General features: G+C 62.3%; 20 protein-coding genes. 11 read left to right on the forward strand and 9 right to left on the reverse strand.

All coding sequences use genetic code 11. The features are described from left to right. The first annotated feature begins 28 nt into the window (after nucleotides 1-28). A complete protein-coding gene (locus tag IMX17_RS01350) occupies nucleotides 29-337 on the forward strand; it encodes a type 1 fimbrial protein (RefSeq protein ID WP_004935734.1) in 309 nt (102 codons plus the stop codon). Nucleotides 338-398: 61 nt separating this feature from the next. On the opposite strand, the gene IMX17_RS01355 is transcribed toward IMX17_RS01350, so the two are convergent. After that, the gene (locus IMX17_RS01355) at nucleotides 399-1,871 is read right to left on the reverse strand and encodes a mannitol dehydrogenase family protein (RefSeq protein ID WP_193549247.1); all 1,473 of its coding nucleotides are present in this window, start codon (nucleotides 1,869-1,871) and stop codon (nucleotides 399-401) included. Nucleotides 1,872-2,163: 292 nt separating this feature from the next. On the opposite strand from IMX17_RS01355, the gene uxuA reads away from it, so the two are divergent. Beyond that, nucleotides 2,164-3,354, forward strand: a complete 1,191-nt coding sequence (gene uxuA / locus IMX17_RS01360) for a mannonate dehydratase (protein WP_046896359.1) — start codon at nucleotides 2,164-2,166, stop codon at nucleotides 3,352-3,354. A gap of 42 nt (nucleotides 3,355-3,396) precedes the next feature. Here uxuA and yeiP read toward each other — a convergent pair whose 3' ends face one another. Together yeiP and mtr are read right to left on the reverse strand one after the other, a co-directional pair. Continuing rightward, nucleotides 3,397-3,969 carry an elongation factor P-like protein YeiP gene (gene yeiP / locus IMX17_RS01365; protein WP_004935725.1) on the reverse strand — a complete coding sequence of 191 codons (573 nt, stop codon included), beginning with the start codon at nucleotides 3,967-3,969 and terminating at the stop codon, nucleotides 3,397-3,399. 126 nt (nucleotides 3,970-4,095) lie between these two features. Beyond that, a complete protein-coding gene (gene mtr / locus IMX17_RS01370; RefSeq protein ID WP_193549248.1) occupies nucleotides 4,096-5,340 on the reverse strand; it encodes a tryptophan permease in 1,245 nt (414 codons plus the stop codon). 271 nt (nucleotides 5,341-5,611) lie between these two features. Here mtr and IMX17_RS01375 point away from each other — a divergent pair, with 271 nt between their 5' ends. After that, the gene (locus IMX17_RS01375) at nucleotides 5,612-5,866 is read left to right on the forward strand and encodes a YkgJ family cysteine cluster protein (RefSeq protein WP_019453627.1); all 255 of its coding nucleotides are present in this window, start codon (nucleotides 5,612-5,614) and stop codon (nucleotides 5,864-5,866) included. A 285-nt stretch (nucleotides 5,867-6,151) separates the two neighbouring features. Here IMX17_RS01375 and torA read toward each other — a convergent pair whose 3' ends face one another. The 3 genes from torA to IMX17_RS01390 form a co-directional block, all read right to left on the reverse strand. Then, on the reverse strand, nucleotides 6,152-8,626 hold the full coding sequence (gene torA / locus IMX17_RS01380; protein ID WP_193549249.1) for a trimethylamine-N-oxide reductase TorA: 2,475 nt from the start codon (nucleotides 8,624-8,626) through the stop codon (nucleotides 6,152-6,154). A 12-nt stretch (nucleotides 8,627-8,638) separates the two neighbouring features. Next, the gene (locus tag IMX17_RS01385) at nucleotides 8,639-9,799 is read right to left on the reverse strand and encodes a NapC/NirT family cytochrome c (protein ID WP_074055852.1); all 1,161 of its coding nucleotides are present in this window, start codon (nucleotides 9,797-9,799) and stop codon (nucleotides 8,639-8,641) included. 232 nt (nucleotides 9,800-10,031) lie between these two features. Further along, nucleotides 10,032-10,454 carry an NUDIX hydrolase gene (locus IMX17_RS01390; RefSeq protein ID WP_033652539.1) on the reverse strand — a complete coding sequence of 141 codons (423 nt, stop codon included), beginning with the start codon at nucleotides 10,452-10,454 and terminating at the stop codon, nucleotides 10,032-10,034. A 247-nt stretch (nucleotides 10,455-10,701) separates the two neighbouring features. Between IMX17_RS01390 and fruB the strand changes: the two genes are divergently transcribed. The 3 genes from fruB to fruA are packed head-to-tail and all read left to right on the forward strand — an operon-like array spanning nucleotide 10,702 to nucleotide 14,470. Beyond that, nucleotides 10,702-11,835: a fused PTS fructose transporter subunit IIA/HPr protein gene (gene fruB, locus IMX17_RS01395; protein ID WP_193549250.1), complete on the forward strand. Its 1,134-nt coding sequence runs from the start codon at nucleotides 10,702-10,704 to the stop codon at nucleotides 11,833-11,835. Next, nucleotides 11,832-12,773, forward strand: coding sequence for a 1-phosphofructokinase (gene fruK / locus IMX17_RS01400; RefSeq protein ID WP_015378523.1), 942 nt, complete (start codon nucleotides 11,832-11,834; stop codon nucleotides 12,771-12,773). Before fruB ends, fruK begins: the two co-directional genes overlap by 4 nt. Before the next feature lie 11 nt (nucleotides 12,774-12,784). After that, nucleotides 12,785-14,470, forward strand: coding sequence for a PTS fructose transporter subunit IIBC (fruA, locus tag IMX17_RS01405; protein ID WP_182264143.1), 1,686 nt, complete (start codon nucleotides 12,785-12,787; stop codon nucleotides 14,468-14,470). Between the two features lie 61 nt (nucleotides 14,471-14,531). Here the strand turns inward: fruA and nfo are convergent, their stop codons facing one another. Together nfo and IMX17_RS01415 are read right to left on the reverse strand one after the other, a co-directional pair. Continuing rightward, nucleotides 14,532-15,371, reverse strand: coding sequence for a deoxyribonuclease IV (gene nfo, locus IMX17_RS01410; RefSeq protein WP_046896365.1), 840 nt, complete (start codon nucleotides 15,369-15,371; stop codon nucleotides 14,532-14,534). A gap of 98 nt (nucleotides 15,372-15,469) precedes the next feature. Continuing rightward, nucleotides 15,470-16,543, reverse strand: a complete 1,074-nt coding sequence (locus tag IMX17_RS01415; RefSeq protein WP_033652542.1) for a YeiH family putative sulfate export transporter — start codon at nucleotides 16,541-16,543, stop codon at nucleotides 15,470-15,472. Nucleotides 16,544-16,737: 194 nt separating this feature from the next. Here IMX17_RS01415 and IMX17_RS01420 point away from each other — a divergent pair, with 194 nt between their 5' ends. The 3 genes from IMX17_RS01420 (at nucleotide 16,738) to IMX17_RS01430 (ending at nucleotide 19,599) form a co-directional block, all read left to right on the forward strand. Next, nucleotides 16,738-16,935 (forward strand): hypothetical protein, encoded by a 198-nt coding sequence (locus tag IMX17_RS01420; RefSeq protein WP_046896366.1) that lies wholly within the window; start codon nucleotides 16,738-16,740, stop codon nucleotides 16,933-16,935. A 97-nt stretch (nucleotides 16,936-17,032) separates the two neighbouring features. After that, a complete protein-coding gene (gene yieE, locus IMX17_RS01425) occupies nucleotides 17,033-17,899 on the forward strand; it encodes a DNA-binding transcriptional regulator YeiE (RefSeq protein ID WP_193549251.1) in 867 nt (288 codons plus the stop codon). 221 nt (nucleotides 17,900-18,120) lie between these two features. Further along, on the forward strand, nucleotides 18,121-19,599 hold the full coding sequence (locus tag IMX17_RS01430; RefSeq protein WP_033643798.1) for an amino acid permease: 1,479 nt from the start codon (nucleotides 18,121-18,123) through the stop codon (nucleotides 19,597-19,599). A 45-nt stretch (nucleotides 19,600-19,644) separates the two neighbouring features. Here IMX17_RS01430 and IMX17_RS01435 read toward each other — a convergent pair whose 3' ends face one another. Then, entirely contained in the window at nucleotides 19,645-20,745 is a 1,101-nt protein-coding gene (locus IMX17_RS01435) for a GGDEF domain-containing protein (protein ID WP_046896367.1), read from the reverse strand. 370 nt (nucleotides 20,746-21,115) lie between these two features. Here IMX17_RS01435 and IMX17_RS01440 point away from each other — a divergent pair, with 370 nt between their 5' ends. Next, the gene (locus IMX17_RS01440; protein WP_033643796.1) at nucleotides 21,116-22,198 is read left to right on the forward strand and encodes an iron ABC transporter permease; all 1,083 of its coding nucleotides are present in this window, start codon (nucleotides 21,116-21,118) and stop codon (nucleotides 22,196-22,198) included. Then, nucleotides 22,195-22,983 carry an ABC transporter ATP-binding protein gene (locus IMX17_RS01445; protein WP_193549252.1) on the forward strand — a complete coding sequence of 263 codons (789 nt, stop codon included), beginning with the start codon at nucleotides 22,195-22,197 and terminating at the stop codon, nucleotides 22,981-22,983. Before IMX17_RS01440 ends, IMX17_RS01445 begins: the two co-directional genes overlap by 4 nt. The last annotated feature ends 23 nt before the right edge of the window (nucleotides 22,984-23,006 follow it).

The following is a 23,006-nucleotide window of genomic DNA, read 5'->3' on the forward strand; positions in this document are numbered from 1 at the left end:
AATTGGCTTAACTAAAAATGAGGTTGCCATGAATACCTTTCGGTTATTTTTGATCGTAGGAATGTTGTTTTCATGGACGGCAGTGAGTCAGGCAGGAGTGGCCGGCGGGGTAATTCGCTTCGTCGGCTCTATCGTTGAAAGTCCTTGCACGGTCAAGATTGCAGATTCTAAGGCGAATACGCAATGTTACCGCAACGGCCAGCATTATCAGGCCCAGCAAGCGTTGTCAGGTTTTGATACTACACGCAAAGAACTTCCGCTGAATCTTGGCACAACCGAAATGAAGTGGGTAGACCAACAGAAAAAACTTGCTGTTATGACGGTCGTTTATCGTTAAGTCGTTCCGCCATGCCGGCGTAACGTTACGCCGGCATGGTTATTCTCAGCCTGCGGGCACTTCACCGCTCCACCCACTCCTTCACCGTTTCACGCGCACCGCGATCGCGCAGTGACAAATAGGCTTGCGTCACCGCCTCGGTAAACGCGGCATGCGTCGCCAACTGTTCGCCAAACACCGATTTCAGCGCCAGGAGCGCCGTTACGCGCCGCCGATCGTCCGCAGTGGCGGCGATCGTCTGTTGCAGGACATCTGCCAGCGGATCGCGAATGTCGATGGGCTGGCCGGCGTCATCGACACCGCCGACGTACCGCATCCAGCCCGCCACGCCCAGCGCCAGCCCGCTATAGTCGCCGCCGTGCCGCAGATGCCAGCGCACGGCGTCCAGCAGGCGCTGCGGCAGCTTTTGCGTGCCGTCCATGGCGATCTGCCAGGTGAGGTGTTGCAGCGCCGGATTGCTGAAGCGCGCGATAAGCTGCGCGGCGTAGTCGGGCAGACTGATGCCGGTGACGCTCAGGGTCGGGGCCTGCTCGCGCAGCATCAGCCGCTGTGCGGCGCGGCGGTAGTGCTCGTCCGTCATGCACTCGTTGATATAGCGGTAGCCGCCCAGGTAACCGAGATATGCCAGGAACGAGTGGCTGCCGTTCAGCATGCGCAGCTTCATATGCTCAAACGGCAGCACATCGCGGACCAACTGGGCGCCGGCCAGCTCCCACGCCGGGCGTCCGGCGGCGAAATTGTCTTCCACGACCCATTGAATGAAGGGCTCGCAGGCGATGGCGCATTCGTCACGTACGCCGCCCAGCGCGGCGGCGATCTCATCCAGCGTGGCCGGCGTGGCGGCCGGCACGATGCGATCGACCATGGTGCAGGGGAAGGTGGCGGCGGAGGCGATCCAGTCGGCGAGCGACGGATCCCGCGCCTGCGCCAAATCGAGCACCGCCCGGCGCAGTACGTGGCCGTTCTCCGGAATATTGTCGCAGGAGAGCAGGGTGAAGGCGGGCAGCTCGCGTTCACGCCGCAGCCGCAGCGCCTCCACCAAAATGCCGGGCGCGGTCTGCGGCTGATGCGGCGCCGCCAGATCGGCGACGATCCCCGGATGCCGCCGATCCAGCCGCCCGCTGCCGGGTTCGATGCAGTAGCCCTTTTCGGTAATGGTCATCGAGACGATCGCCACCTGCGGCTCGGCCAGCTTCTCCAACACCGCGGCAATGCCCTCCAGCTTGCGGTGCACGCTCTCATGCACCGCGCCGATCACCAGGGCCTGATGGCCGTCCGCGCCTTTCTCCAGCACGCTGTATAAATGATCCTGTTGCCGCAGCGCCTGAAACAGCGGCACGCCGCCGGACAGGCTGACCTCGCAAATGCCCCAGTCGCCGCCCTGGGCGTTCAACACCCGATCGGTCAGCAGCGCCTGATGCGCACGGTGGAATGCGCCGAAACCCAGGTGCACGATGCGGCTGCGCAGGGCCCGGCGATCATAATTCGGTTGCCGGACGGCGCCCGGCAGCGGGGTGTTGGCGATCGTATTCATCTCATCTCCAAAGCGAGTAGACAGCTGGCGGGCCACTTGCGTCAAGTTAGCGGACCAGTTTGCCGACGCATGGACAGCGGGGCGCCGGCGATAAAAAACTGCCATCAGTCTAAAGTTGTCGGCAGGTTAAGGGAATTGGTCAGGCCAAAATAAGCCAGAATCGTGAAGCGGATCAACCAATGGACGGTTCAATTTTGACAGCGCGCGGCGAAAGAGTAAGTTAAAGATAGCTGACATCTAAATTAAACTGGTATAACAACATCGCGATGCGAGACAGGCATAAGGATACAACATGGAACAAACATGGCGTTGGTATGGCCCGAACGATCCGGTCTCTTTGGATGACGTGCGTCAGGCCGGGGCGACCGGGGTGGTCACGGCACTGCACCATATTGCGAACGGCGAAGTCTGGCCGATCGACGAGATCCGCGCGCGGCAGGCGCTGCTGGCGGAAAAAGGGCTGGTGTGGTCGGTGGTGGAGAGCGTGCCGGTACATGAAGAGATCAAAACCCACAGCGGCGATTGGCGGCGGCATATCGCCAACTATCAACAGACGCTGCGCAACCTCGCGGCCTGCGGCATCGACACCGTCTGCTACAACTTCATGCCGATCCTCGACTGGACGCGCACCGATCTGGCCTATTCGCTGCCGGACGGCGCCAAAGCGCTGCGTTTCGATCACATCGCCTTCGCCGCGTTCGAGCTGCATATCCTGCAACGCGCCGGCGCCGAGGCGGACTATACGGCGCAAGAGCGCAGTCAGGCGGCAGCCTATTTCGCCGCCATGAGCGAGGAGGAGAAAGCCACGCTGACGGGCAACATCATCGCCGGGCTGCCGGGGGCGGAAGAAGGCTATACGTTGGAGCAGTTCCGCCGCCGCCTGGCGGAATACGACGGCATCGACAAGGCGCAACTGCGCGAAAACATGGCGGTCTTTCTGCGCGCCATCGTGCCGGTGGCGGAAGAGGCCGGCATCCGGCTGGCGGTGCATCCCGACGATCCGCCGCGGCCGATCCTCGGCCTGCCGCGCATCGTCTCCACGATCGAAGACATGCAGTGGCTGAAGCAGACCGTCGACAGCATTCATAACGGCTTCACCATGTGCACCGGTTCCTACGGCGTGCGCGCCGACAACGATCTGGTGCGGATGATTGAAACCTTCGGCGATCGCATTCACTTTACCCACTTACGCGCCACCTGCCGCGAGGAAAACCCGAAAAGCTTCCACGAGGGGGCGCATCTGCAGGGCGATGTGGACATGGTGGCGGTGATCGAAGCGATCCTGACCGAAGAACTGCGTCGGCAGCGGGCGGGCGATCGGCGGCCGATCCCGATGCGCCCCGATCATGGGCATCAGATGCTGGACGATTTGAAAAAGAAAACCAATCCGGGTTATTCGGCCATCGGGCGGTTGAAAGGGCTGGCGGAGCTGCGCGGCGTCGAGCTGGCGCTCAAGCGGCGCTTTTTCCCGGAATTGCCGTAGCGGAAAATGAAACGGGGCCGAGTATCGGCCCCGCTGACGCGACTAGTCGGCGCGGCTCATGTAGCGGCGTTCGGCGATATGAATGCGGATCTTGTCGCCGGCGCTGAGGTATTCCGGCACATGGATCACCAGACCGGTCGCCATGGTGGCCGGTTTGTTGCGGGCGCTGGCGGAAGCGCCTTTGATGCCCGGTGCGGTCTCGACGATTTCCATATCCACGGTCTGCGGCAGCTCCAGCGCCAGCACCTGGCCATCCAACGTCAGCACCTGCATGCCCGGCAGGCCGCCTTCCGGAATGAACAGCAGTTCGTCTTCGATCTGGTCTTTCTTGAAGATGTACGGCGTGTAATCTTCGTCATCCATAAACACGTATTCTTCGCCGTCGATATAGGAGAAGTTTACCTTGCGGCGCGACAGGGAAATGGTGTCCAGGATATCGTCGCCCTTGAAGCGTTCTTCCACTTTCAGGCCGGTGCGCACGTCGGAGAAGCGCATTTTGTACAGGGTGCTGGCGCCGCGGGCGCTCGGGCTCTGCACGTCGATATCTTTAACCAGCAGCAGCTTGCCGTTGTAGCTGATCGCCATGCCGCGTTTAATTTCGTTAGCTCTTGCCATTTCAATTCATCCGCAATGAAGAGTATTAGAGAAGTTGCGACAAGGTACTCGCGCCGCCGATTTCAGGCAAGAGCCCGGCGCAAAAACAGTGCGGGAAAGGGAGGGCGGCAGCCCTCCCGTCGGGGATTACCGGAAGACCGGCAGCAGGCCGAACAGCGACAGAATATGTGCGGCGGCGTTGATCAGTCCAAACAGGATGACGAACAGGATCACGGCATGGCCGCCCGGTGCGCGATAACCGGCCTGCGGATAGCGGCGGCGGCTGGCGCGCGCCATCAGCGCCGGCACGATCACCGCCCAGATGGTGGCCGCCAGCCCGGCGAAGCCGATGGCGTACAGGAAACCGTTCGGGAACAGCAGCGCGGCCAGGGTCGGCGGCACAAAGGTCACCAGCGCGGTCTTGCTGCGTCCGATGGCGTCGTCCTTGAACCTGCAGAAGTCCGCCAGGTAGTCGAACAGGCCCAGCGACACGCCGAGGAACGAGCTGGCCAGCGCCATATAGGAGAAGGCGTTCAGCAGTTGGCTGACGGTCTGGCTGCTGGAGACGTTGCCCATTTGCTTGAGCAGGCTGCCGATATTGCCGCCCTCGGCGATCACCTGCTTAAAGGCGTCGCGCGCGATATTGCCCTGAATCACATACTGCCACAGGATGTAGATAGCCAATGCCAACAGGGTGCCGTACACCAGGCTGCGCACCACGGAGCCGCTGTCCTTGTGGTAGTACTTCACCAGCCCGGGAATGTTGCCGTGGTAGCCGAACGAGGTCAGCAGGTAAGGCAACGCCGCCAGCGCGTAAGGCAGATAGCTGGCCTGGTCATCACCGGTGTTGAACAGCACCGCAGGCTGCACGTGGGTGAACATGTCGCCCACCGACATCACGAAGGTGATCACCATGCCGCCGATCAGAATGGTGCTCAGGCGGTCGACCGCGCGGGTGGAGAGCCAGACGATAAACGCCACGACCAGCGCGAACACCAGGCCGGCGGTGGTCTGGCCGACGCCGACGATGCCCTCAAGCGTGTGCGCGATGATCGAACCGCCCGCGGAGATATAGGCGTAGGTCAGGATATACAGCACGAACGCCACCGACAGACCGTTTACGGCGTTCCAGCCTTTGCCCAGCAGATCCTTGACCATGGTGTTGAAGCTGGCGCCGCTCGGATAGTGCAGCGTGGCTTCGAGGATCATCAGGCCGGAAAGCAACATGCAGGCCCAGGTATACACCAGCAGCGCGACGGAGCCGCTGAACCAGACACCGGAAGTGACGATCGGGATGGAAAACATGCCGGCGCCTACGGCGGTACCGGCAATGATCATCGCGCCGCCGAGAACGGAAGGGCGGGCCAGCTTCTGGATGGTGTCCGTAGACATGTGCGCTCCTGATGGAAGAGGTTCTTTTGTACTAGCTCAATGGTACATGGGTGCATGGCGCATGTAAAGCGTGGTAATTGCACGCTTCACGCGTTTTTGTCCTTGAATTGCGGCTTTTTGGGCGTTTATTCGCCAGGCGGCGAATCAGGCGGGGCAAGACGGTTGCGGGACGAGTGTAAAGATCGCCAAGGCGCAGGGATTCTGCTGGCGGCCGCCGCACGCGGCTGCTATTGTCGCGCTTCTTTTCCCCAGCCCACCAGGAGTAGCGCTGATGGACTGTCGCAGCGACTGCGGCGCCTGCTGTATCGCGCCGTCAATATCCAGCCCGATCCCCGGCATGCCGAACGGCAAGCCCGCCAATACCCGCTGCATTCATTTGGATGAACAGCTGCGCTGCGGCCTGTTTCATTCGCCGCTGCGGCCGAAGGTGTGCGGCAGCCTGCAGCCGAGCCGCGACATGTGCCATGATCACCGCGATCAGGCGCTGATCTATCTCGCCAGGCTGGAAGCGGACACCGCGCCCTAAGCGTCTTTCAACCGCCACAGACACAGCGTCGCGCCTGCCGCCATCGCCAGCGCGGCGTAAAACACCGCATGGTAGTTCCAGATTTCCGCTACCGCAGCCGACCCGGATGGTGTGGGGGAACGGCGTTGTGGCTGTCTCTCCAGGTGCCGTTCATGGCGGTCGCAGAGAACTAGCGGATATTTAAGGCCATTCCTTTTGCACGGCACGTACAGAGACTGGATAAAAAAATGCCGGTCAGGTTTAACTGACCGGCATTGCGCGTTGCGCCCTCTGTTTACCGCGGGATCAGGCGCCTTGCGGCACGGCGTGCGCGGTATTTTTCAGCGCCGGCCCCTGATACTTCTCGATCTGCAGCTGCGCCATCTGCCCGCAGTTGCCCTGCGCCAGGCTGGAGGAACCGATGTCGAAGGTCAGGCAGTTGACGTTGCCGTTCTTGCACAGCGAGCCGGGCTGCGCCGGATCGGCCGGATCGAACCAGGCGCCTTCGCTGATGCGCACCACGCCAGGCCGCACGTCTTCGCTGACCACCGCCCCCACCAGGATCTGGCCGCGATCGTTAAACGCCCGCACCAGATCGCCGCCGGTGATGCCGCGCGGCTGCGCGTCCTGCGGGTGGATCAGGATCGCTTCACGATCCGCCACCGCGTATTTCTTGCGCAGCGGCGTATTGTCGAGCTGGGAGTGCAGCCGGTTGGTCGGGTGCGCGGTATTGAGCGACAGCGGATACTTGGCCGCTTCCGGCCCGCGATACCACTCGTGCGGCGGCATCCAGGTCGGGATACCCGGGCAATCCTCATAATGCATTTTGGCGATGGCGTCGGAGTAGATTTCGATCTTGCCCGACGGCGTGCCCAGCGGGTTCAGCAGCGGGTTTTCGCGGTAATCGGCGAAGCGCACCCACTGCTTATTGGCCTCCGGCACCGGGAAACGCACGTAGTTATTGGATCGCCAGAACATGTCGAACGGCGGCAGCGCCACCCGCGCGGCGCGCGCCTGGTTTTTCATGTCGTCGTACATGCCTTTCAGCCACTGGGTTTCATCCTTGCCCTCGGTAAAGGCCTCCTGCACGCCCAGCTTGGCCGCCATCGCCGAGAAGATGTCGAAGTCGCTGCGCGACTCGTGCTGCGGCGGCACGCATTGATGCATTGGGAACACGTAGAGCTGCGAATAGTCGCCGCCCATTTCCAGATCGTTGCGCTCGTAGCTGGTGGTGGCCGGCAGGACGATATCGGCATGCTTGGCGGTGGCGGTCCAGTAAGGCTCGTTGACCACGATGGTGTCCGGCCGCTGCCAGGCTTTGACCAGGTTATTGGTGTCTTGATGCTGGTGGAAGGTGTTGCCGCCCGCCACATACACCATTTTCACCTCGGGGTAGGTGACCTTGGCGCCGTTGAAGTCGATGGTTTTGCCCGGATTGCTCAGGCATTCGGCGATGCGCGCCACCGGGATCGGCGCCGGTGAGTTCTTCGGCGCGTTGCCGGCGGAGATGCCGGCGATGATGCCGCCCTTGGCGGTCGGGCTGCCGCCGGACGAATAGTGGTAGCTGAAGCCGAAGCCGCCGCCCGGCAGGCCGATCTGGCCGAGCATCGCCGCCACCGTCACCAGCAGCCAGTGCTGCTGTTCGCCGTGATGCTGGCGCTGAATGCCCCAGCCGCCCATGATCATGGTGCGATGTTTCGCCATCTCGCGCGCCAGCGCGCGCAGCGTGTCGGCATCGACGCCGCTGATGTCGGCCGCCCATTCGGCGGTTTTCGCCACGCCGTCGTTCTCACCCAGCAGGTAGGCCTGGAACTTGTCGAAGCCGACGGTATAGGTTTTCAGGAAGTCCGGGTTATGCAGCTTCTCGGTCAGCAGCGTATGGGCGATGCCGATCAGCATGGCGCCGTCGGTGTAAGGGCGCGGGGCGATCCACTGCGCATTGACGAACTTGGCGCTGTCGTTGTGTACCGGATCGATGCTGATCACCCGGGTGCCTTTTTTCTTCAGCGCCTCGAAGCCGGTCTGGCCGACGTGATCCGGCACGTTCCAGCTGTTTTTCAGCGTGACCATCGGGTTGCAGCCCCACAGGATCACCAGCTCGCTGTTCTCGATCACGTTCGGCCAGGCGGTCTGCTGTTCGTAGACCTCCATCGAGCCGACCACGTGCGACATGATCACCTGTGCCGCGCCGGTGGAGTAGTCGCCGGCGTAGCCGAGGAAGCCGCCGGTCAGGTTCATCAGGCGCTGCAGCAGCGTGCGGCTGTTGTGCAGCATGCCGACGCTTTTCCAGCCGTAGGAACCGGCGTAGATCGATTGCGGGCCGTGATCTTTTTGCAGGCGGGTGATCTCATTGCACACCAGCTCGGTCGCTTTGTCCCAGCTGACGCGCACCCACTCGTCGCGGCCGCGCAGCTCGGTGCGGCTGCCGGGGCCGCCTTCCAGCCAGCTTTTGCGCACCATCGGGTATTTGATGCGGTTCTCGGCGTGCACCTGATAAGGCGCCATGGTGATCAGCTCATTGGGATACGGATCGTCCTGCACCGGCTGCACGCCGACCATCTTGCCGTCCTGCACGATGGCTTCAAACGCGCCCCAGTGGGCGCCGGTCAGGATGCCTTTCTGCGCCTGACGCAAGACGATGAACTGCGGCAGCGCTTCGCTGATGGCCTGCGCCAGCGCCGCTTTGGGCCATAATCCCGCCAGCAGCGGGGCGGCGGTCAGCGCGGCGGCGCCGGTCAGGAAGCGGCGGCGGCTCATGGTTAACGGTTTTTGGTTGCTCATTGCGCTTCTCCCTTAAAGCTTGGCCGGTGCGGCAGGTGGCATGTCGCTGGCGTGTTTTTGTACGTATTGTGTCAGCACGCGCAGCTGTTCCTGCGTCAGCGAGGTACGCGGCGCCATGCCTTTGATGACGCCGATCCATTGGTTGGCGTTGAAGCGATCGAGCGCGGTCAGCCCGTGGCAGCCGGTGCAGTTGGCCGACATCATGTCCGCGGCGTAGCGCCAGATTTTTTGCTGATCGTCGATCAGCTGCTTGCGCGGCAGCCACACCTGCAGAGAGACCTGATGCCAGACCAGGCCGGTTTCCGCATCGGTCTGGGTGGACGCGGTCTTCAGCTGTTTGCGCGCGTCTTCACCCAGCAGCACGCTGAGGATGCGCTTGCCCTGCGCGGCGTAGAACACTTCGCTGACCCCGTCTTGCTGCCAGCCGCTCACGGTGGCCAGTACCTTGTCGCCATCCTGTTTCACCACCTGCACTTCGGTGGACGGCATCAGGTTGCCGGCATTATGGCTGTCGTCTGCGTTGAGGAAGAACGGTTCGGTGGCGATGGTGTAGAGGGTGGTGGCGCCCGGTGCGGTCAGCGCCGCGGCCTTGGCCAGCTCGGCGGCGCCGGCCTGGGTTTCGCCGCTCATGTCCGGCAGGATGTGGGCCACGCCTTTATGGCAGTCGATGCAGGTTTCGCCCTGTTTGATCGCCACCGGGTGCTGCAGGCGCGCTTCGGGACGCTGGGCGGTGATGTCCATGGCGTCGTAGCTGTGGCAGGAGCGGCAGGTGGCCGAATCGTTCTCTTTCAGCGTTTTCCAGACCGACTGCGCCATCGCCAGCTTGTGCGCTTCATATTTTTCCGGCGTATCGATGGTGCCGACCATCTCGCCGTAGATGTCTTTTACCGCGCGGATCTTGGTCCACAGGTAATCGATCGGCTGGTGCGGCACGTGGCAGTCGGCGCACTCGGCGCGGATACCCTTGGTGTTTTGGAAGTGGACGCTGCCCTGATATTCGGCCAGCGGTTGTTGCATGGTGTGGCAGGAAACGCAGAAGGCGGTATCGCTGGTTTTATGGAAGACGGTGGCGGTCCCGGCCAACAGCGCCGCGCCGAGGATAATCCCCAGCAGCAAAAGCCATAGCCATCCCCACCGGCGCTTTTTTTCAAAGCCAGTCAGTTTTTTGCTCATGGTAAACCCGCTTATAATTATGAATTTAAAATAAAATCTTGCCAAAAGGCCGCCGACCGGAGGTCAGAATGCCACGTCGATTGCAGGGGTAATGATAGAAGAGGGTTAACCCCATGGGGTTATCCGTAGTCAAAAAAATGGCGTATATCGCAAAAAATAGCGTTATATTCTATTTTATATAGCGATGGGGCTGTGAGGCAGGCAACGCGAACGCCGCGCGCTCGCGAAGGGCTCAGGCCGTTGGCAAGTAGGTTTGGCCGCTCAGCCACAGGCGGATCGCCGTGCGGCTGGCTTCGAAATGGGGTTCCGGCAGAGAGTCTGGCGCGCACCAGCGCCATTCGGCGCATTTTTCGGGTTCTTTCAGCTCGGCTTCGCCGCCGGGATGCGCCACCTGCAGACAGATGGACACCGTGTGTTTGCCTTCGGCGCGCCAGGTTTGCAGATTGTTGCTGACGCCAACGAAGCGCGGCGGATCGATGATCAACCCGGTTTCTTCGGCAATTTCGCGCTGGGCGCACTGCTCGAAGGTTTCACCGGCATCCAGATGCCCGCCGGGGATCGACCAAAAGGGCGCGTGGGAGCCGCAGCGTTTGCCCAGCAAAATCTCGCCTTGCGGGTTCACGATGATCACCCCGACGCCCGTCACTACATTCATGCTTTTCTCCGTCAGCAAAGTTTCAGCACAGTATGTCATTTTGCCCCGGCGCTGACCAATGCGCCGATGAAAGTGTGCGTAAGCTCAAAAATCTGCAATGGCGAAAGGGAGAAAGCTTGCTTTCATCTTGCGCTGCTTACACACTCCTTGAAACGTTTCAGCGTTATCCGACCGCTTGTGGGCAGCGGGTAACGCTCCTTTTTCTCAATGAAGCTGAAACGATTCAATTCAGCAGGAGAGGAGAATCATGTTCCAGTTGTCACCGCAAGACATTCATCTGGGCGCCGCTGCCGCCGATAAGCAGCAGGCCATCCGTCAGGTGGCCGCCGCGCTGACCGAAGCCGGCTGCGTCAGCGCCGGTTACGTGGACGGCATGCTGCAGCGCGAACTGCAGACGTCCACCTACCTGGGCAACGGCATCGCCATTCCGCACGGCACCACCGATACCCGCGATCTGGTGTTGAAAACCGGCGTGCAGGTGTTCCAGTTCCCGCAGGGCATCGCGTGGGGGGAGGGCCAGACCGCCTATGTGGCGATCGGCATCGCCGCCCGTTCCGACGAGCATTTGGCGCTGCTGCGTCAGCTCACCCACGTGCTGAGCGATGACAGCGTGGCGGAGCGGCTGGCGAAAACCACCTCCGCGGAAGAGCTGCGCAGCCTGTTGATGGGCGAACGGCAGAGCGCCGAATTCCAGTTCGACGTTTCGCTGATTGCGCTCGACGTCGCCGCCGACAGCCTGATGACGCTGCAGGCGCTGAACGCCGGCCGTCTGCAAAAAATCGGGGCGGTCAACGCGCAGTTCGTCAGCGATGCTATCACCCGCAAGCCGCTGAATCTGGGGCAAGGCATTTGGCTGAGCGACAGCGTTGAAGGCAACCTGGCCAGCGCGGCCACCGTCAGCCGCCCGGCGCAGGCTTTCGTGGAAGACGGCGAGCCGGTGGCGCTGCTGCTGACGGTGTCGGTCGCCGACGCGCAGCCGCTGGCGGTACTCAACTACCTCAGCGATCTGCTGCTGGCCAACAAAGCTGAACGCTTGCTGAAGGCGGATGCCACCGGCGTGCTGGCGCTGCTGACCAGCGACGTGGCGGAAGAGAGCAGCGTGCTGAGCGCCGAATTCGTGATCCGCAACGAGCACGGTCTGCACGCGCGGCCGGGCACGGCGCTGGTCAACGTGATCAAAAGTTTCAACAGTGACATCACCGTCACCAACCTGGACGGCAGCGGCAAGCCGGCCAACGGGCGCAGCCTGATGAAGGTGGTGGCGTTGGGCGTGAAGAAAGGGCATCACCTGCGCTTTACCGCCAATGGAGAAGATGCTGAAGCCGCGCTGAAGGCGATTGGCGAAGCGATTAATGAAGGACTGGGCGAGGGCGCAGCATGAGCAGAAGAGTAGCAACAATCACCCTGAACCCGGCGTACGATCTGGTGGGTTTCTGCCCGCAGATTGAACGCGGGGAAGTCAACCGGGTAAAAACCGCCGGCCTGCACGCCGCCGGTAAGGGCATCAACGTCGCCAAGGTGTTGAAAGATTTAGGCATCGACGTCACCGTCGGCGGCTTCCTGGGCAAAGATAATCAGGACGGTTTCCAGCTGCTGTTCAGCGATCTGGGGATCGCCAACCGCTTTCAGGTGGTGCCGGGGCGCACCCGCATCAACGTCAAGCTGACGGAAAAAGACGGCGAAGTGACCGATTTCAACTTCTCCGGCTTCGAAGTGACGCCGCAGGACTGGGATCGCTTCGTCAGCGACTCGCTGAGCTGGCTGGGCCAGTTTGACATGGTGGCGGTGAGCGGCAGCCTGCCGGCCGGCGTCGATCCCGACGCGTTCACCGACTGGATGACCCAACTGCGCGCCAAGTGCCCGTGCATCATTTTCGACAGCAGCCGCGAAGCGCTGGTCGCCGGGCTGAAGGCCTCGCCGTGGCTGGTCAAACCGAACCGCCGCGAGCTGGAAATCTGGGCCGGTCGACCGCTGCCGACGCTGGCGGACGTGGTCGAGGCCGCGCATGCGCTGCGCGAACAGGGCATCGCCCACGTGGTCATCTCCCTCGGCGCGGAAGGCGCGCTGTGGGTTAACGCATCCGGCGCCTGGATCGCCAAACCGCCGTCCTGTGAGGTGGTCAGCACCGTGGGCGCCGGCGATTCGATGGTCGGCGGCCTGATTTATGGCCTGCTGATGCGCGAATCCAGCGAACACACCCTGCGTCTGGCTACGGCGGTAGCGGCGCTGGCGGTCAGCCAGAGCAACGTCGGCGTGACCGATCGTCCCCAGTTGGCCGCGATGATGGCGCGCGTCGATCTGAAACCTTTCAATCAATAGCAGGAGGCAGAATGAAAACGCTGCTGATGGTAGACAGTTCGCAGGGACAGGCCCGTGGCCACCTGGCGAAACGCATGCTGGAGGCCGCCGCGGCCAAAGCCGGCCTGACGCTGGTCGAGTCGCTGCAGGACGCCGAACTGGTGGTGGTGGCGGGGCAGGCTGCGCCTGCTGACGCCGCACTGAACGGCAAATTGATCTATGTGGGCGAGGTAGAACAGGCGGTGCGTGAACCGGACGCGTTTCTGGCGCGCGCCCAGGCCGAAGCTGAAACCTATCAGGCGCCGCAGGCGACGGCTGCGGTGAAAGCCGATGGACAAAAACGCATCGTGGCGATCACCGCTTGCCCAACCGGCGTGGCGCACACCTTTATGGCGGCCGAAGCCATTGAAAGCGAAGCGAAGAAGCGCGGCTGGTGGGTGAAAGTGGAAACGCGCGGCTCCGTCGGCGCCGGCAACGCCATCACCCCGGAAGAAGTGGCGGCGGCGGATCTGGTGATCGTCGCGGCGGACATCGAAGTGGATCTGGACAAGTTTGCCGGTAAGCCGATGTATCGTACTTCCACCGGTCTGGCATTGAAGAAAACCGCGCAGGAACTGGATAAAGCGCTGGCCGAAGCCGAAGTATTCCAGCCACAGCAGCGCGGCGGCGCGGCGCCGACGGCGAAGAAGAAAGAGGGCAACGGCCCGTATCGCCACCTGCTGACCGGCGTGTCCTACATGCTGCCGATGGTGGTGGCGGGCGGTTTGTGCATCGCGCTGTCTTTCGTGTTCGGCATCAAGGCGTTTGAGGTCAAGGGCACCCTGGCGGCGGCGCTGATGCAGATCGGCGGCGGCTCCGCCTTCGCGCTGATGGTGCCGGTGTTGGCCGGTTTCATCGCCTTCTCCATCGCGGATCGTCCGGGCCTGACGCCGGGCCTGATCGGCGGCATGCTGGCGGTGAGCACCGGCGCCGGGTTCCTTGGCGGCATCATCGCCGGTTTCCTGGCAGGTTATGTCGCCAGGGCGATCAGCAGCAAGCTGCGCCTGCCGCAAAGTATGGAAGCGCTGAAGCCCATCTTGATCATTCCGCTGGTGGCCAGCCTGATCACCGGCCTCATCATGATTTACGTGGTTGGCACGCCGGTGGCGAAAATCATGGAAGGCCTGACCCATTGGCTGCAGTCTCTGGGCACCGCCAACGCCGTGCTGCTGGGGGCGATCCTGGGCGGCATGATGTGTACCGACATGGGTGGCCCGGTGAACAAAGCGGCCTACGCGTTCGGCGTGGCGCTGCTCAGCTCCTCGGTGTATGCGCCGATGGCGGCCATCATGGCGGCGGGCATGGTGCCACCGCTGGCGATGGGCCTGGCGACGCTGCTGGCGCGCCGCAAGTTCCCGAAATCCGAACAGGAAGGCGGCAAGGCGGCGTTGGTGCTGGGGCTGTGCTTCATCACCGAAGGGGCGATTCCGTTCGCCGCCCGCGATCCGATGCGCGTGTTGCCGTGCTGCATCGCCGGCGGGGCGCTGACCGGCGCGCTGTCGATGGCCTTCGGCGCCAAGCTGATGGCGCCGCACGGCGGCTTGTTCGTGCTGCTGATCCCGGGCGCGATTTCGCCGGTGCTGCTGTACCTGGTGGCGATCGCCGCCGGCACGCTGTTGGCCGGGGTGGCTTATGCCCTGCTGAAACGTGCTGAAGTACCGGCGGCCAGCGTGGCGTAACGGCGATCCAGCCATAAAAAAACCGGAGCCCAGGCTCCGGTTTTGTCGTTTGGGCGCCGCGTTACTGCTGCGCCTTCAGCCAGGCGATCTCTTCGGCCCAGATATCCGGATTTACCGTTTCCAGAATCAACGGGATATTGTCGAAACGCGGATCGCGCATGATGTAGCTGAACACCGTTTTGCCGATGTTGCCTTCCCCCAGGCTGTGATGGCGGTCGACGCGGCTGTTGAACTCGCTCTTGGCGTCGTTCAGGTGCATGCCGCGCAGGTAGTTGAAACCGACGATGTCGCCCAACTGCTTGAAGGTGCGCTCGCACTCTTCTTCGGTGCGCAGATCGTAGCCGGCGGCGAAGGCGTGGCAGGTGTCGATGCAAACGCCGACGCGGCTTTTGTCTTCGACGCCGTCGATGATCGCCGCCAGGTGCTCGAATTTGAAGCCCAGATTGCTGCCCTGGCCGGCGGTGTTCTCGATCACGGCCGTCACGCCGGCGGTTTGATCCAGCGCGATGTTGATCGATTCGGCGATGCGCGCCAGGCACTTATCTTCGTCGATTTGCAGCAGGTGGCTGCCGGGGTGGAAGTTCAGCAGCGTCAGCCCCAGCTGTTCGCAGCGCTGCAGCTCGTCGATAAACGCCTCGCGCGATTTTTCCAACGCGTCGGCTACCGGGTGCCCCAGATTGATCAGGTAGCTGTCGTGCGGCAGGATTTGCCCCGGCCCGTAACCGTACTGGGCGCAGGCGCTCTTGAACTTATCGATCACGTCGGCGGCCAGCGGGGCGGCCTTCCATTGACGCTGATTTTTGGTGAACAGGGCGAACGCGGTCGCCTCCAATTCGTGCGCGCGGATAACCGCCTGATCCACGCCGCCTGACGCGCTGACATGTGCACCGACAAACTTCATCTTCATTCTCCTGTGTTATCGGTGACATTATGGCATTGATGGCGGGCGGATTGAATGGCGAAAAGCGGCGGCCCGCCGAAGCGGACCGCCGAGGGAGATTACAGCAGGTGTTGCACCAGTTGGTTTATCGCGCCGCCGCCGACCAGCAGCCAGACGAACAGCAGCGTCGCCAGCAGAATCGGTTTCATTCCGGCCTGGCGCACGGCGCTGATGTGGGTGGTCAGCCCCAGCGCCGCCATCGCCATCGCCAGCATCCAGGTGTCGGCGGTGATCAGGTGCCGCACCAGCGTCGCCGGCAGCAGGTTAAAGGAGTTCAGCCCGGCGACGGCGATAAACAGCACGGCGAACCACGGAATGGTGATGGCGGATTTTTCCGCCTTGCCTGCGCTGCCGCGGCTGATGTAGCCCGACAGCAGCAGCAGGAACGGCGCCAGCATCATCACGCGGATCATCTTGGCGATCACCGCCGCATTTTCGGCGTCAGGCCCGATGGCGTGCCCGGCGGCGACCACCTGAGCCACTTCGTGGATGGTGGAGCCGGCGTAGATGCCGAAGGTTTCCTGGCTGAACGGCAGCCACTGGAAGTGTTCATTCAGCTGATACAGCCACGGATAGGCGAAGATCGCCAGGGTGCCGAACACCACCACGGTCGAAACCGCCACCGCCACTTTGCTGGAGTCGGCCTTCAGCACCGGCTCGGTGGCCATCACCGCCGCCGCGCCGCAAATGCTGCTGCCGGCGCCGATCAGTATCGCGGTTTGGCTGTCGATGCCGAACACTTTCTTGCCGAGCCAGCAGGCCAGCAGGAAAGTGGTGATCAGGGTCAGCGCATCGATGATGATGCCGCTGGCGCCCACGTCGGCGATCTGCTGAAAGGTCAGCCGGAAGCCGTAAAGGATAATGCCCAGACGCAGCAGGCGCTGTTTGGCCAGCTGTACGCCGCTGTGACAAACGGTTTGCCAGCGGGGGTACAGCGTGTTGCCCACCAGAATGCCGAGCAGGATCGCCAGCGTTAGCGCCCCCAGCCCCAGCTCCGCCACCCAGGGAATGTCGCCGGCCCAGACGGCCAGCGCGGTGAGCGCGCCGGTCAGCGCCAGCCCCGGCACCAGCCGCGGCAGGCCGAACAGCGGGAAGCGTCGCTCGGGGTAAGTGTGAGTGGTATCAGTCGCCATATAAAGTCAGTCCTTCAGTCTGTTTCTTGCGGTCAAGAGTACGTTTGGGCTGAATAAAAGAGAAATTGATTATATATTTATAACCTATCTGAATAAGTGGTATGGGGTCAGCCATTGGCATAACGCCGCATTGCGGCTAGGGTGTGGAGGAGCGGCGAGCCCGCCGTCAATTTTCCAACTAACAGGAGCAGGCGATGGATACCGACGATCAACGCAGAGAGCAGGTAGATCAGGAAGTGGGCCGCGCGGTGCGGCGGTTGATTGAAGAAAACAAGGCGATCGACCGCGACCATCTCGCGACGATGCTGCAATTGATACTGCGGGACGAAACCGGCACGCCGCGAGAGCCGGTGCTGGCCGCGGCGGCGCAGCTGGTCGCGTTGGGCAAATAGCGCGCCGATCTGGCCGCAAACAGGGTAGCCTGGCCGGGCTGCCCATCACACCATGTTGGGTTCTCTGGCAGAACCTTCTTTCAATACCGGGACAGCTATGCATATCACGTTGCGTCAACTGGAAGTCTTTACCGAAGTGCTGAAAACCGGTTCGACCACGCAGGCCTCGGTGGTGCTGGCGCTGTCGCAGTCGGCGGTCAGCGCGGCGCTGGCGGATCTGGAGGGGCAGCTGGGCGTGCAGCTGTTCGATCGCGTCGGCAAACGGCTGGTGATCAACGAGCACGGCCGGTTGCTGTATCCCAAGGCGCTGGCGCTGTTGGAACAGGCGGGGGAGATAGAGCAGCTGTTTCGCCATGATGGCGGGGCGTTGCGCATCGCCGCCAGCAGCACCATCGGCAACTACATGCTGCCGGAGATGATCGCCCGCTACCGCCGGGATTTTCCCGCCACGCCGCTGGAGCTGAACGTCGGCAACAGCCAGGACGTGATCGTGGCGGTGGCGGATTTTCGCGTCGATCTGGGGCTGATCGAAGGGCCTTGCCATATGCCGGAGCTGGTGACGCAGCCGTGGCTGGAGGACGAGCTGGTGGTGTTCGCCGCGCCGGATAACCCGCTGACCCGTCAACCGCCGACGCTGGAGGCGCTGGCCAATGCGCCGTGGATCTTGCGCGAGCGCGGTTCTGGCACCCGTGAGGTGTTGGACCATCTGCTGTTGGCGCATCTGCCGCACTTCCAGCTAGTGATGGAGCTGGGCAACTCGGAGGCGATCAAGCATGCGGTGCGGCACGGCATCGGCATCAGCTGCCTGTCGCGGCGGGTGGTGGCGGAACAGCTGGCCAGCGGCGCGCTGGTGGAACTGCCGGTGCCGTTGCCGCCGCTGCGCCGCACCCTGTACCTGATCCGCCATCGGCAAAAGCACGTCTCCAACGCGTTGCAACGTTTTCTCAGCTATTGCGTGCTGTAACCGGCGGCACGTCAAGCCCTCTGCTGCCGCGCAGGCCGGGAAAAGCATAAAAACCTGCGCGCGCTCACATTAATGAGAGTAAGTAAGGCTATAAGGGCCGCAGCTAATAATTGCCTCTGAATTATGAAGCTATCTTATATCGGTGCAATGTTGCTAGTTCACCGGCGGGTATTTGTTACAATCCGCCCTCATTTTTCGAAGAGCAGATAGATAGGGAACGAATGGCTCAGCAGGATATAAAAACATCGGGGCAGCAAGCACCCGGATTGCGCCGTGAATTGAAAGCTCGGCATTTGACCATGATCGCCATCGGCGGCTCCATCGGCACCGGCCTCTTCGTCGCCTCGGGCGCCACGGTTTCTCAGGCAGGCCCCGGCGGGGCGCTGCTGTCTTACGCTCTGATCGGTTTGATGGTGTACTTCCTGATGACCAGCCTGGGCGAACTGGCGGCCTTTATGCCGGTCTCCGGTTCATTCTCCACCTACGGCGCCAAATACGTAGAAGAAGGCTTCGGCTTCGCGCTGGGCTGGAACTACTGGTACAACTGGGCGGTGACCATCGCCGTTGACCTGGTGGCCTCGCAGTTGGTGATGAGTTACTGGTTCCCGGACACCCCGGGTTGGATCTGGAGCGCGCTGTTCCTCGGCCTGATGTTCCTGCTGAACTACATTTCGGTGAAAGGGTTCGGCGAGGCGGAATACTGGTTCGCGCTGATCAAGGTCAGCACCGTGATTATCTTCATCGCCGTCGGCGTGATGATGATCGTCGGCATTCTGAAGGGCGGCGAGCATGCCGGCTGGCAGAACTGGACGATAGGAGACGCGCCGTTTGCCGGTGGCTTCTCGGCGATGATCGGCGTGGCCATGATCGTCGGCTTCTCGTTCCAGGGCACCGAACTTATCGGCATCGCGGCCGGCGAATCGGAAAACCCGGGTAAAAACATCCCGCGCGCGGTGCGTCAGGTGTTTTGGCGTATCCTGCTGTTCTATATCTTCGCCATTCTGATCATCAGCCTGATCATTCCGTACACCGATCCGAGCCTGCTGCGCAACGACGTGAAAGACATCAGCGTCAGCCCGTTCACCCTGGTGTTCCAACATGCCGGTCTGCTGTCGGCGGCGGCGGTGATGAACGCGGTGATCCTGACGGCGGTGCTGTCGGCCGGTAACTCGGGCATGTATGCGTCGACCCGCATGCTGTACACCCTGGCTTCGGAAGGCAAGGCGCCGCGGATCTTCGCCAAGCTGTCGAAAGGCGGCGTGCCGCGCAACGCGCTGTACGCGACCTGCGTGGTGGCCGGCCTGTGCTTCCTGACGTCGATGTTCGGTAACCAGTCGGTTTACCTGTGGCTGCTGAATACCTCGGGCATGACCGGTTTCATCGCCTGGTTGGGCATCGCCATCAGCCACTACCGTTTCCGTCGCGGCTACATGCTGCAGGGGCGCGATCTGAACGATTTGCCATACCGTTCCGGTTTCTTCCCGCTGGGGCCTATCTTCGCCTTCGTACTGTGTCTGATCATCACCCTGGGGCAGAACTACCAGGCCTTCCTGCAAGACAAGATCGACTGGTACGGTGTGACCGCGACCTACATCGGTATTCCGCTGTTCCTGCTGATTTGGTTTGGTTACAAGCTGTCGCAAGGCACCCGTGTCGTGAAGTACAGCGAGATGGAATTCCCGAAGATGGACGTGAAGTAATTTTCGGTGAGTGATACGCGGCGGGGGCTCCCGCCGCGTTTTGTTTTACTTTTTCCCGCCTTTGGCTTCCGCCAGTGCCTGCTGCGCCGAGCTCATCAAACTCTCTACCGTCGCGTAATCCTGCGTCAGCGCCACAATGCCGGCGTTAAGCTGCATGTTCACCTCGCCGAACGCGCCAAAATCGTAGGGCGCCTCCAGCGGCGGCACAATGCGCGCCAGGAACTCGCTTTCCGCGCCGTAGGGCAGATCGTGCACCAGAATCAGAAACTGGCCGCCGGTATAGCGGCAGATATAGTCGCTGGGGCGGATCAGCGTCTTGAGGCGCTCGCCGACGGTGCGCAGCACGTCGTCGCCGATCTGGACGCCGTGGCTTTGGTAGAGCGCCGCCAGCGGGCCGAATTCAAGAATGAACAGGTGGGAGATCGGCTGCGTCGTTCCGGGACGGCAGATGCTGCGCATCACCGCCTCGCCGCCTGCGCGGTTGAGAAAGCCGGTCAGGCGATCGCGGTGCGACGCCTGCTGCTTCTCCCACGCCAGCGTGACATGCTGCACCAGCTGGCGGTGGTAGCGCGCGATCATACCGTGGGCCAGCACCAGCCACAGCGGCGCGAGGTCCGCCAGGACAAACAGGTTTTGCACGCGCGACAGCGGCGCCGCCAGCAGATAAGGCAGCGTCAGCGCGATCACCTCAAGCAGCGCGAAGCGCGGGGCGGCGGCGTGGCGCTGCATCAGCCAGCAGGCCAGGGTGGTGATCGTCAGGCCGGCGAACAGCATTAAGACGAAGCGGCCTGAGAGCATCGCCAGAGCGGCGCTGGCGCCGACCAGCAGCGCCCACAGTAGCACCGTCACCAGCATGGCGTTCGGCCAGGCCGGTTGACGCCGGCGCGCCAGCCAGGCTCGCCCGGCGGTCAACAACAGCAGCAGCAGCAGCAAACCGATGCCGAGCGGCCGCTGGACCAGCCAGGCGTACCCCGCCAGCAGCGCGGCCGGCCCTGCGGCATTCAGCCAGGGCGTGAGAGGAGAGGGCGTCAGCGTGAGACGCAGCTGGCGTTGAAACGGCTCGTCATCGGCGTGCAGCGGGCTGTATAACAGCCAGTTCAGCAGCGCCGGGCGTTTGGGCGTTACCGCCGGAGATGGACTTCTCATTTACAGCCTCGTCAATCAATAAGGCCGCTCTTGCGGCGGCCTGAAGTTTTTTTGCACGCGCGGTGCTGTGATTTTGGATTCTATGTGGTTTTGCCGTTATTTGTCAGAGTCTGGTCGGATCAGGAAGAATTTTCAGAATAATTAACCTACTGGCCGTTGGCGGGGGAAAGCGTGGCGGTTTGAAAAATGGCGATAAAAAACAAATTATTACATTTCGACAACGCCGTTTTCACCTATTGATATGATTGATAAGTATTATCGTTTGTTTTATTGTTAACGGCTGTGCAGCAGGCTGCTGCCGCACACTTTTCGGTTCACGGCGGCCGCTTTCGCGCCGCTGTCATGATGGTTGCAACAGGTATCTTAACTAATGAGCGTATCCACCGATCCCATGACTGAAGCCAAGGGGCAACCCGACGCCGGCGTGATGGGGCGTTATCAGCATATTCTTCGCCATCGCCTGTTGATGATGGGCGTATTGGCATTGGCGATCCTGGGCTCGCTGCTGCTGGATTTCACCATGGGGCCGTCCGGCCTGTCGTTGTCGTCCTTATGGCAAACGCTGCTTGATCCCGCCGCGGCCGATGCCGGCACGCGGGTGATCGTCTGGGACATCCGCTTGCCCTATGCGCTGATGGCGGTGGTGGTGGGCTTTGCGCTCGGCCTGGCCGGGGCAGAAATGCAGACCATCCTGAATAACCCGCTGGCCAGCCCCTTCACCCTCGGAGTGTCTTCCGCCGCGGCCTTTGGCGCTGCGCTGGCGATCGTGCTCGGCATCGGCATTCCGGGCATTCCCGATCAGTGGTTCATCTCCGCCAACGCCTTTATCTTCGCGCTGTTCGCCGCGCTGATGCTGGACGGCATCACGCGCTGGACGCGGGTCGCCACCTCCGGCGTGGTGCTGTTCGGCATCGCGCTGGTGTTTACCTTCAACGCGCTGGTCTCGATGATGCAGTTCATCGCCAGCGAGGACACGCTGCAGGGGCTGGTGTTCTGGACCATGGGCAGCCTGGCGCGCGCCTCGTGGGACAAACTGGGCATTCTGTTCGGGGTGTTCGCCGTGCTGCTGCCGCTGTCGATGATGAGCTCGTGGAAACTGACCGCGCTGCGTCTGGGTGAAGACCGGGCGGTGAGCTTCGGCATCGACGTGCGTCGGCTGCGTTTGACCACGCTGCTGCGCATCAGCATGCTCTCGGCGCTGGCGGTGGCTTTCGTCGGGCCGATCGGCTTTATCGGTCTGGTGGCGCCGCACATCGCCCGCATGATTTTCGGCGAGGATCACCGTTTCTACCTGCCGGCCAGTGCGCTGATTGGCGCGCTGGTGCTGTCGATGGCCTCGGTGGCGTCGAAAAACCTGGTGCCTGGGGTAATCATCCCGGTGGGGATCGTGACGTCGCTGGTCGGGGTGCCGTTCTTCCTGAGCATTATTCTGCGCCACCGGGGGAACGTATGAGCCAGGGTTTACGGATAGAAAACTTCTCGGCGGGTTACCCGAAACGCCAGGTGATCGACAATCTGTCGGTGCCGATGCTGCCGCGCGGGCAAATCACCGTGTTGCTGGGGCCGAACGGCAGCGGCAAATCGACGCTGCTGCGCTCGCTGGCCGGGCTGAATCCGGCGCAGGGCAAGCTGTGGCTGGACGACGGCGATTTGATGCAGATGCCGTTCGCCCGTCGGGCGGAGAAAGTGGTGTACCTGCCGCAGTCACTGCCCGCCGGGGTGCATCTGCACGTGCTGGAGTCGATCATCGTGGCGCAGCGCGCCTCGGGCGGCCGCAGCAACGCCGGCAGCGAAGCTGAAGTGATGGCTTTGCTGGAACAGCTGGGCATCGCCCACCTGGCGCTGAGTTATCTCGATCAGCTGTCCGGCGGCCAGAAACAGCTGGTGGGGTTGGCGCAGTCGCTGATCCGTCAGCCGTCGCTGCTGCTGCTGGATGAGCCGCTGAGCGCGCTCGATCTCAACTACCAGTTCCACGTGATGGATTTGGTGCGCCGCGAAACCCGCAAGCGCGATATCGTGACGGTGGTGGTGGTGCATGACATCAACATTGCGCTGCGTCACGGCGACCACGTGCTGATGCTGCAGGATGGCGATCTGATCGCCGACGGCGCGCCGGAGCAGGTGATTACGCCGCAGAGCCTGGCGCGGGTCTATGGCGTGCGCGGGCGCATCGAACGTTGCTCGCAGGGCACGCCGCAGGTGCTGATAGACGGTCTGGTGAATCAGCCGACGATATAATCCAGGAAAAAGCCCGGCATCGC

Origin of the sequence: Serratia sp. X3 (assembly GCF_014982455.1) — a bacterium.
Taxonomy (GTDB): domain Bacteria; phylum Pseudomonadota; class Gammaproteobacteria; order Enterobacterales; family Enterobacteriaceae; genus Serratia; species Serratia ureilytica.

What these genes read in the sequence shown, in the direction of transcription:
- IMX17_RS01435 (WP_046896367.1), bottom strand. Translation starts at nt 20,745, where the DNA reads ATGAGAAGTCCATCTCCGGCGGTAACGCCCAAACGCCCGGCGCTGCTG.
- torA (WP_193549249.1), bottom strand. Translation starts at nt 8,626, where the DNA reads ATGAGCAACCAAAAACCGTTAACCATGAGCCGCCGCCGCTTCCTGACC.
- IMX17_RS01420 (WP_046896366.1), top strand. Translation starts at nt 16,738, where the DNA reads ATGGATACCGACGATCAACGCAGAGAGCAGGTAGATCAGGAAGTGGGC.
- uxuA (WP_046896359.1), top strand. Translation starts at nt 2,164, where the DNA reads ATGGAACAAACATGGCGTTGGTATGGCCCGAACGATCCGGTCTCTTTG.
- mtr (WP_193549248.1), bottom strand. Translation starts at nt 5,340, where the DNA reads ATGTCTACGGACACCATCCAGAAGCTGGCCCGCCCTTCCGTTCTCGGC.
- IMX17_RS01430 (WP_033643798.1), top strand. Translation starts at nt 18,121, where the DNA reads ATGGCTCAGCAGGATATAAAAACATCGGGGCAGCAAGCACCCGGATTG.
- fruB (WP_193549250.1), top strand. Translation starts at nt 10,702, where the DNA reads ATGTTCCAGTTGTCACCGCAAGACATTCATCTGGGCGCCGCTGCCGCC.
- IMX17_RS01385 (WP_074055852.1), bottom strand. Translation starts at nt 9,799, where the DNA reads ATGAGCAAAAAACTGACTGGCTTTGAAAAAAAGCGCCGGTGGGGATGG.
- yeiP (WP_004935725.1), bottom strand. Translation starts at nt 3,969, where the DNA reads ATGGCAAGAGCTAACGAAATTAAACGCGGCATGGCGATCAGCTACAAC.
- IMX17_RS01390 (WP_033652539.1), bottom strand. Translation starts at nt 10,454, where the DNA reads ATGAATGTAGTGACGGGCGTCGGGGTGATCATCGTGAACCCGCAAGGC.
- IMX17_RS01445 (WP_193549252.1), top strand. Translation starts at nt 22,195, where the DNA reads ATGAGCCAGGGTTTACGGATAGAAAACTTCTCGGCGGGTTACCCGAAA.
- yieE (WP_193549251.1), top strand. Translation starts at nt 17,033, where the DNA reads ATGCATATCACGTTGCGTCAACTGGAAGTCTTTACCGAAGTGCTGAAA.
- IMX17_RS01375 (WP_019453627.1), top strand. Translation starts at nt 5,612, where the DNA reads ATGGACTGTCGCAGCGACTGCGGCGCCTGCTGTATCGCGCCGTCAATA.
- IMX17_RS01350 (WP_004935734.1), top strand. Translation starts at nt 29, where the DNA reads ATGAATACCTTTCGGTTATTTTTGATCGTAGGAATGTTGTTTTCATGG.
- IMX17_RS01355 (WP_193549247.1), bottom strand. Translation starts at nt 1,871, where the DNA reads ATGAATACGATCGCCAACACCCCGCTGCCGGGCGCCGTCCGGCAACCG.
- fruK (WP_015378523.1), top strand. Translation starts at nt 11,832, where the DNA reads ATGAGCAGAAGAGTAGCAACAATCACCCTGAACCCGGCGTACGATCTG.
- IMX17_RS01415 (WP_033652542.1), bottom strand. Translation starts at nt 16,543, where the DNA reads ATGGCGACTGATACCACTCACACTTACCCCGAGCGACGCTTCCCGCTG.
- IMX17_RS01440 (WP_033643796.1), top strand. Translation starts at nt 21,116, where the DNA reads ATGAGCGTATCCACCGATCCCATGACTGAAGCCAAGGGGCAACCCGAC.
- nfo (WP_046896365.1), bottom strand. Translation starts at nt 15,371, where the DNA reads ATGAAGTTTGTCGGTGCACATGTCAGCGCGTCAGGCGGCGTGGATCAG.
- fruA (WP_182264143.1), top strand. Translation starts at nt 12,785, where the DNA reads ATGAAAACGCTGCTGATGGTAGACAGTTCGCAGGGACAGGCCCGTGGC.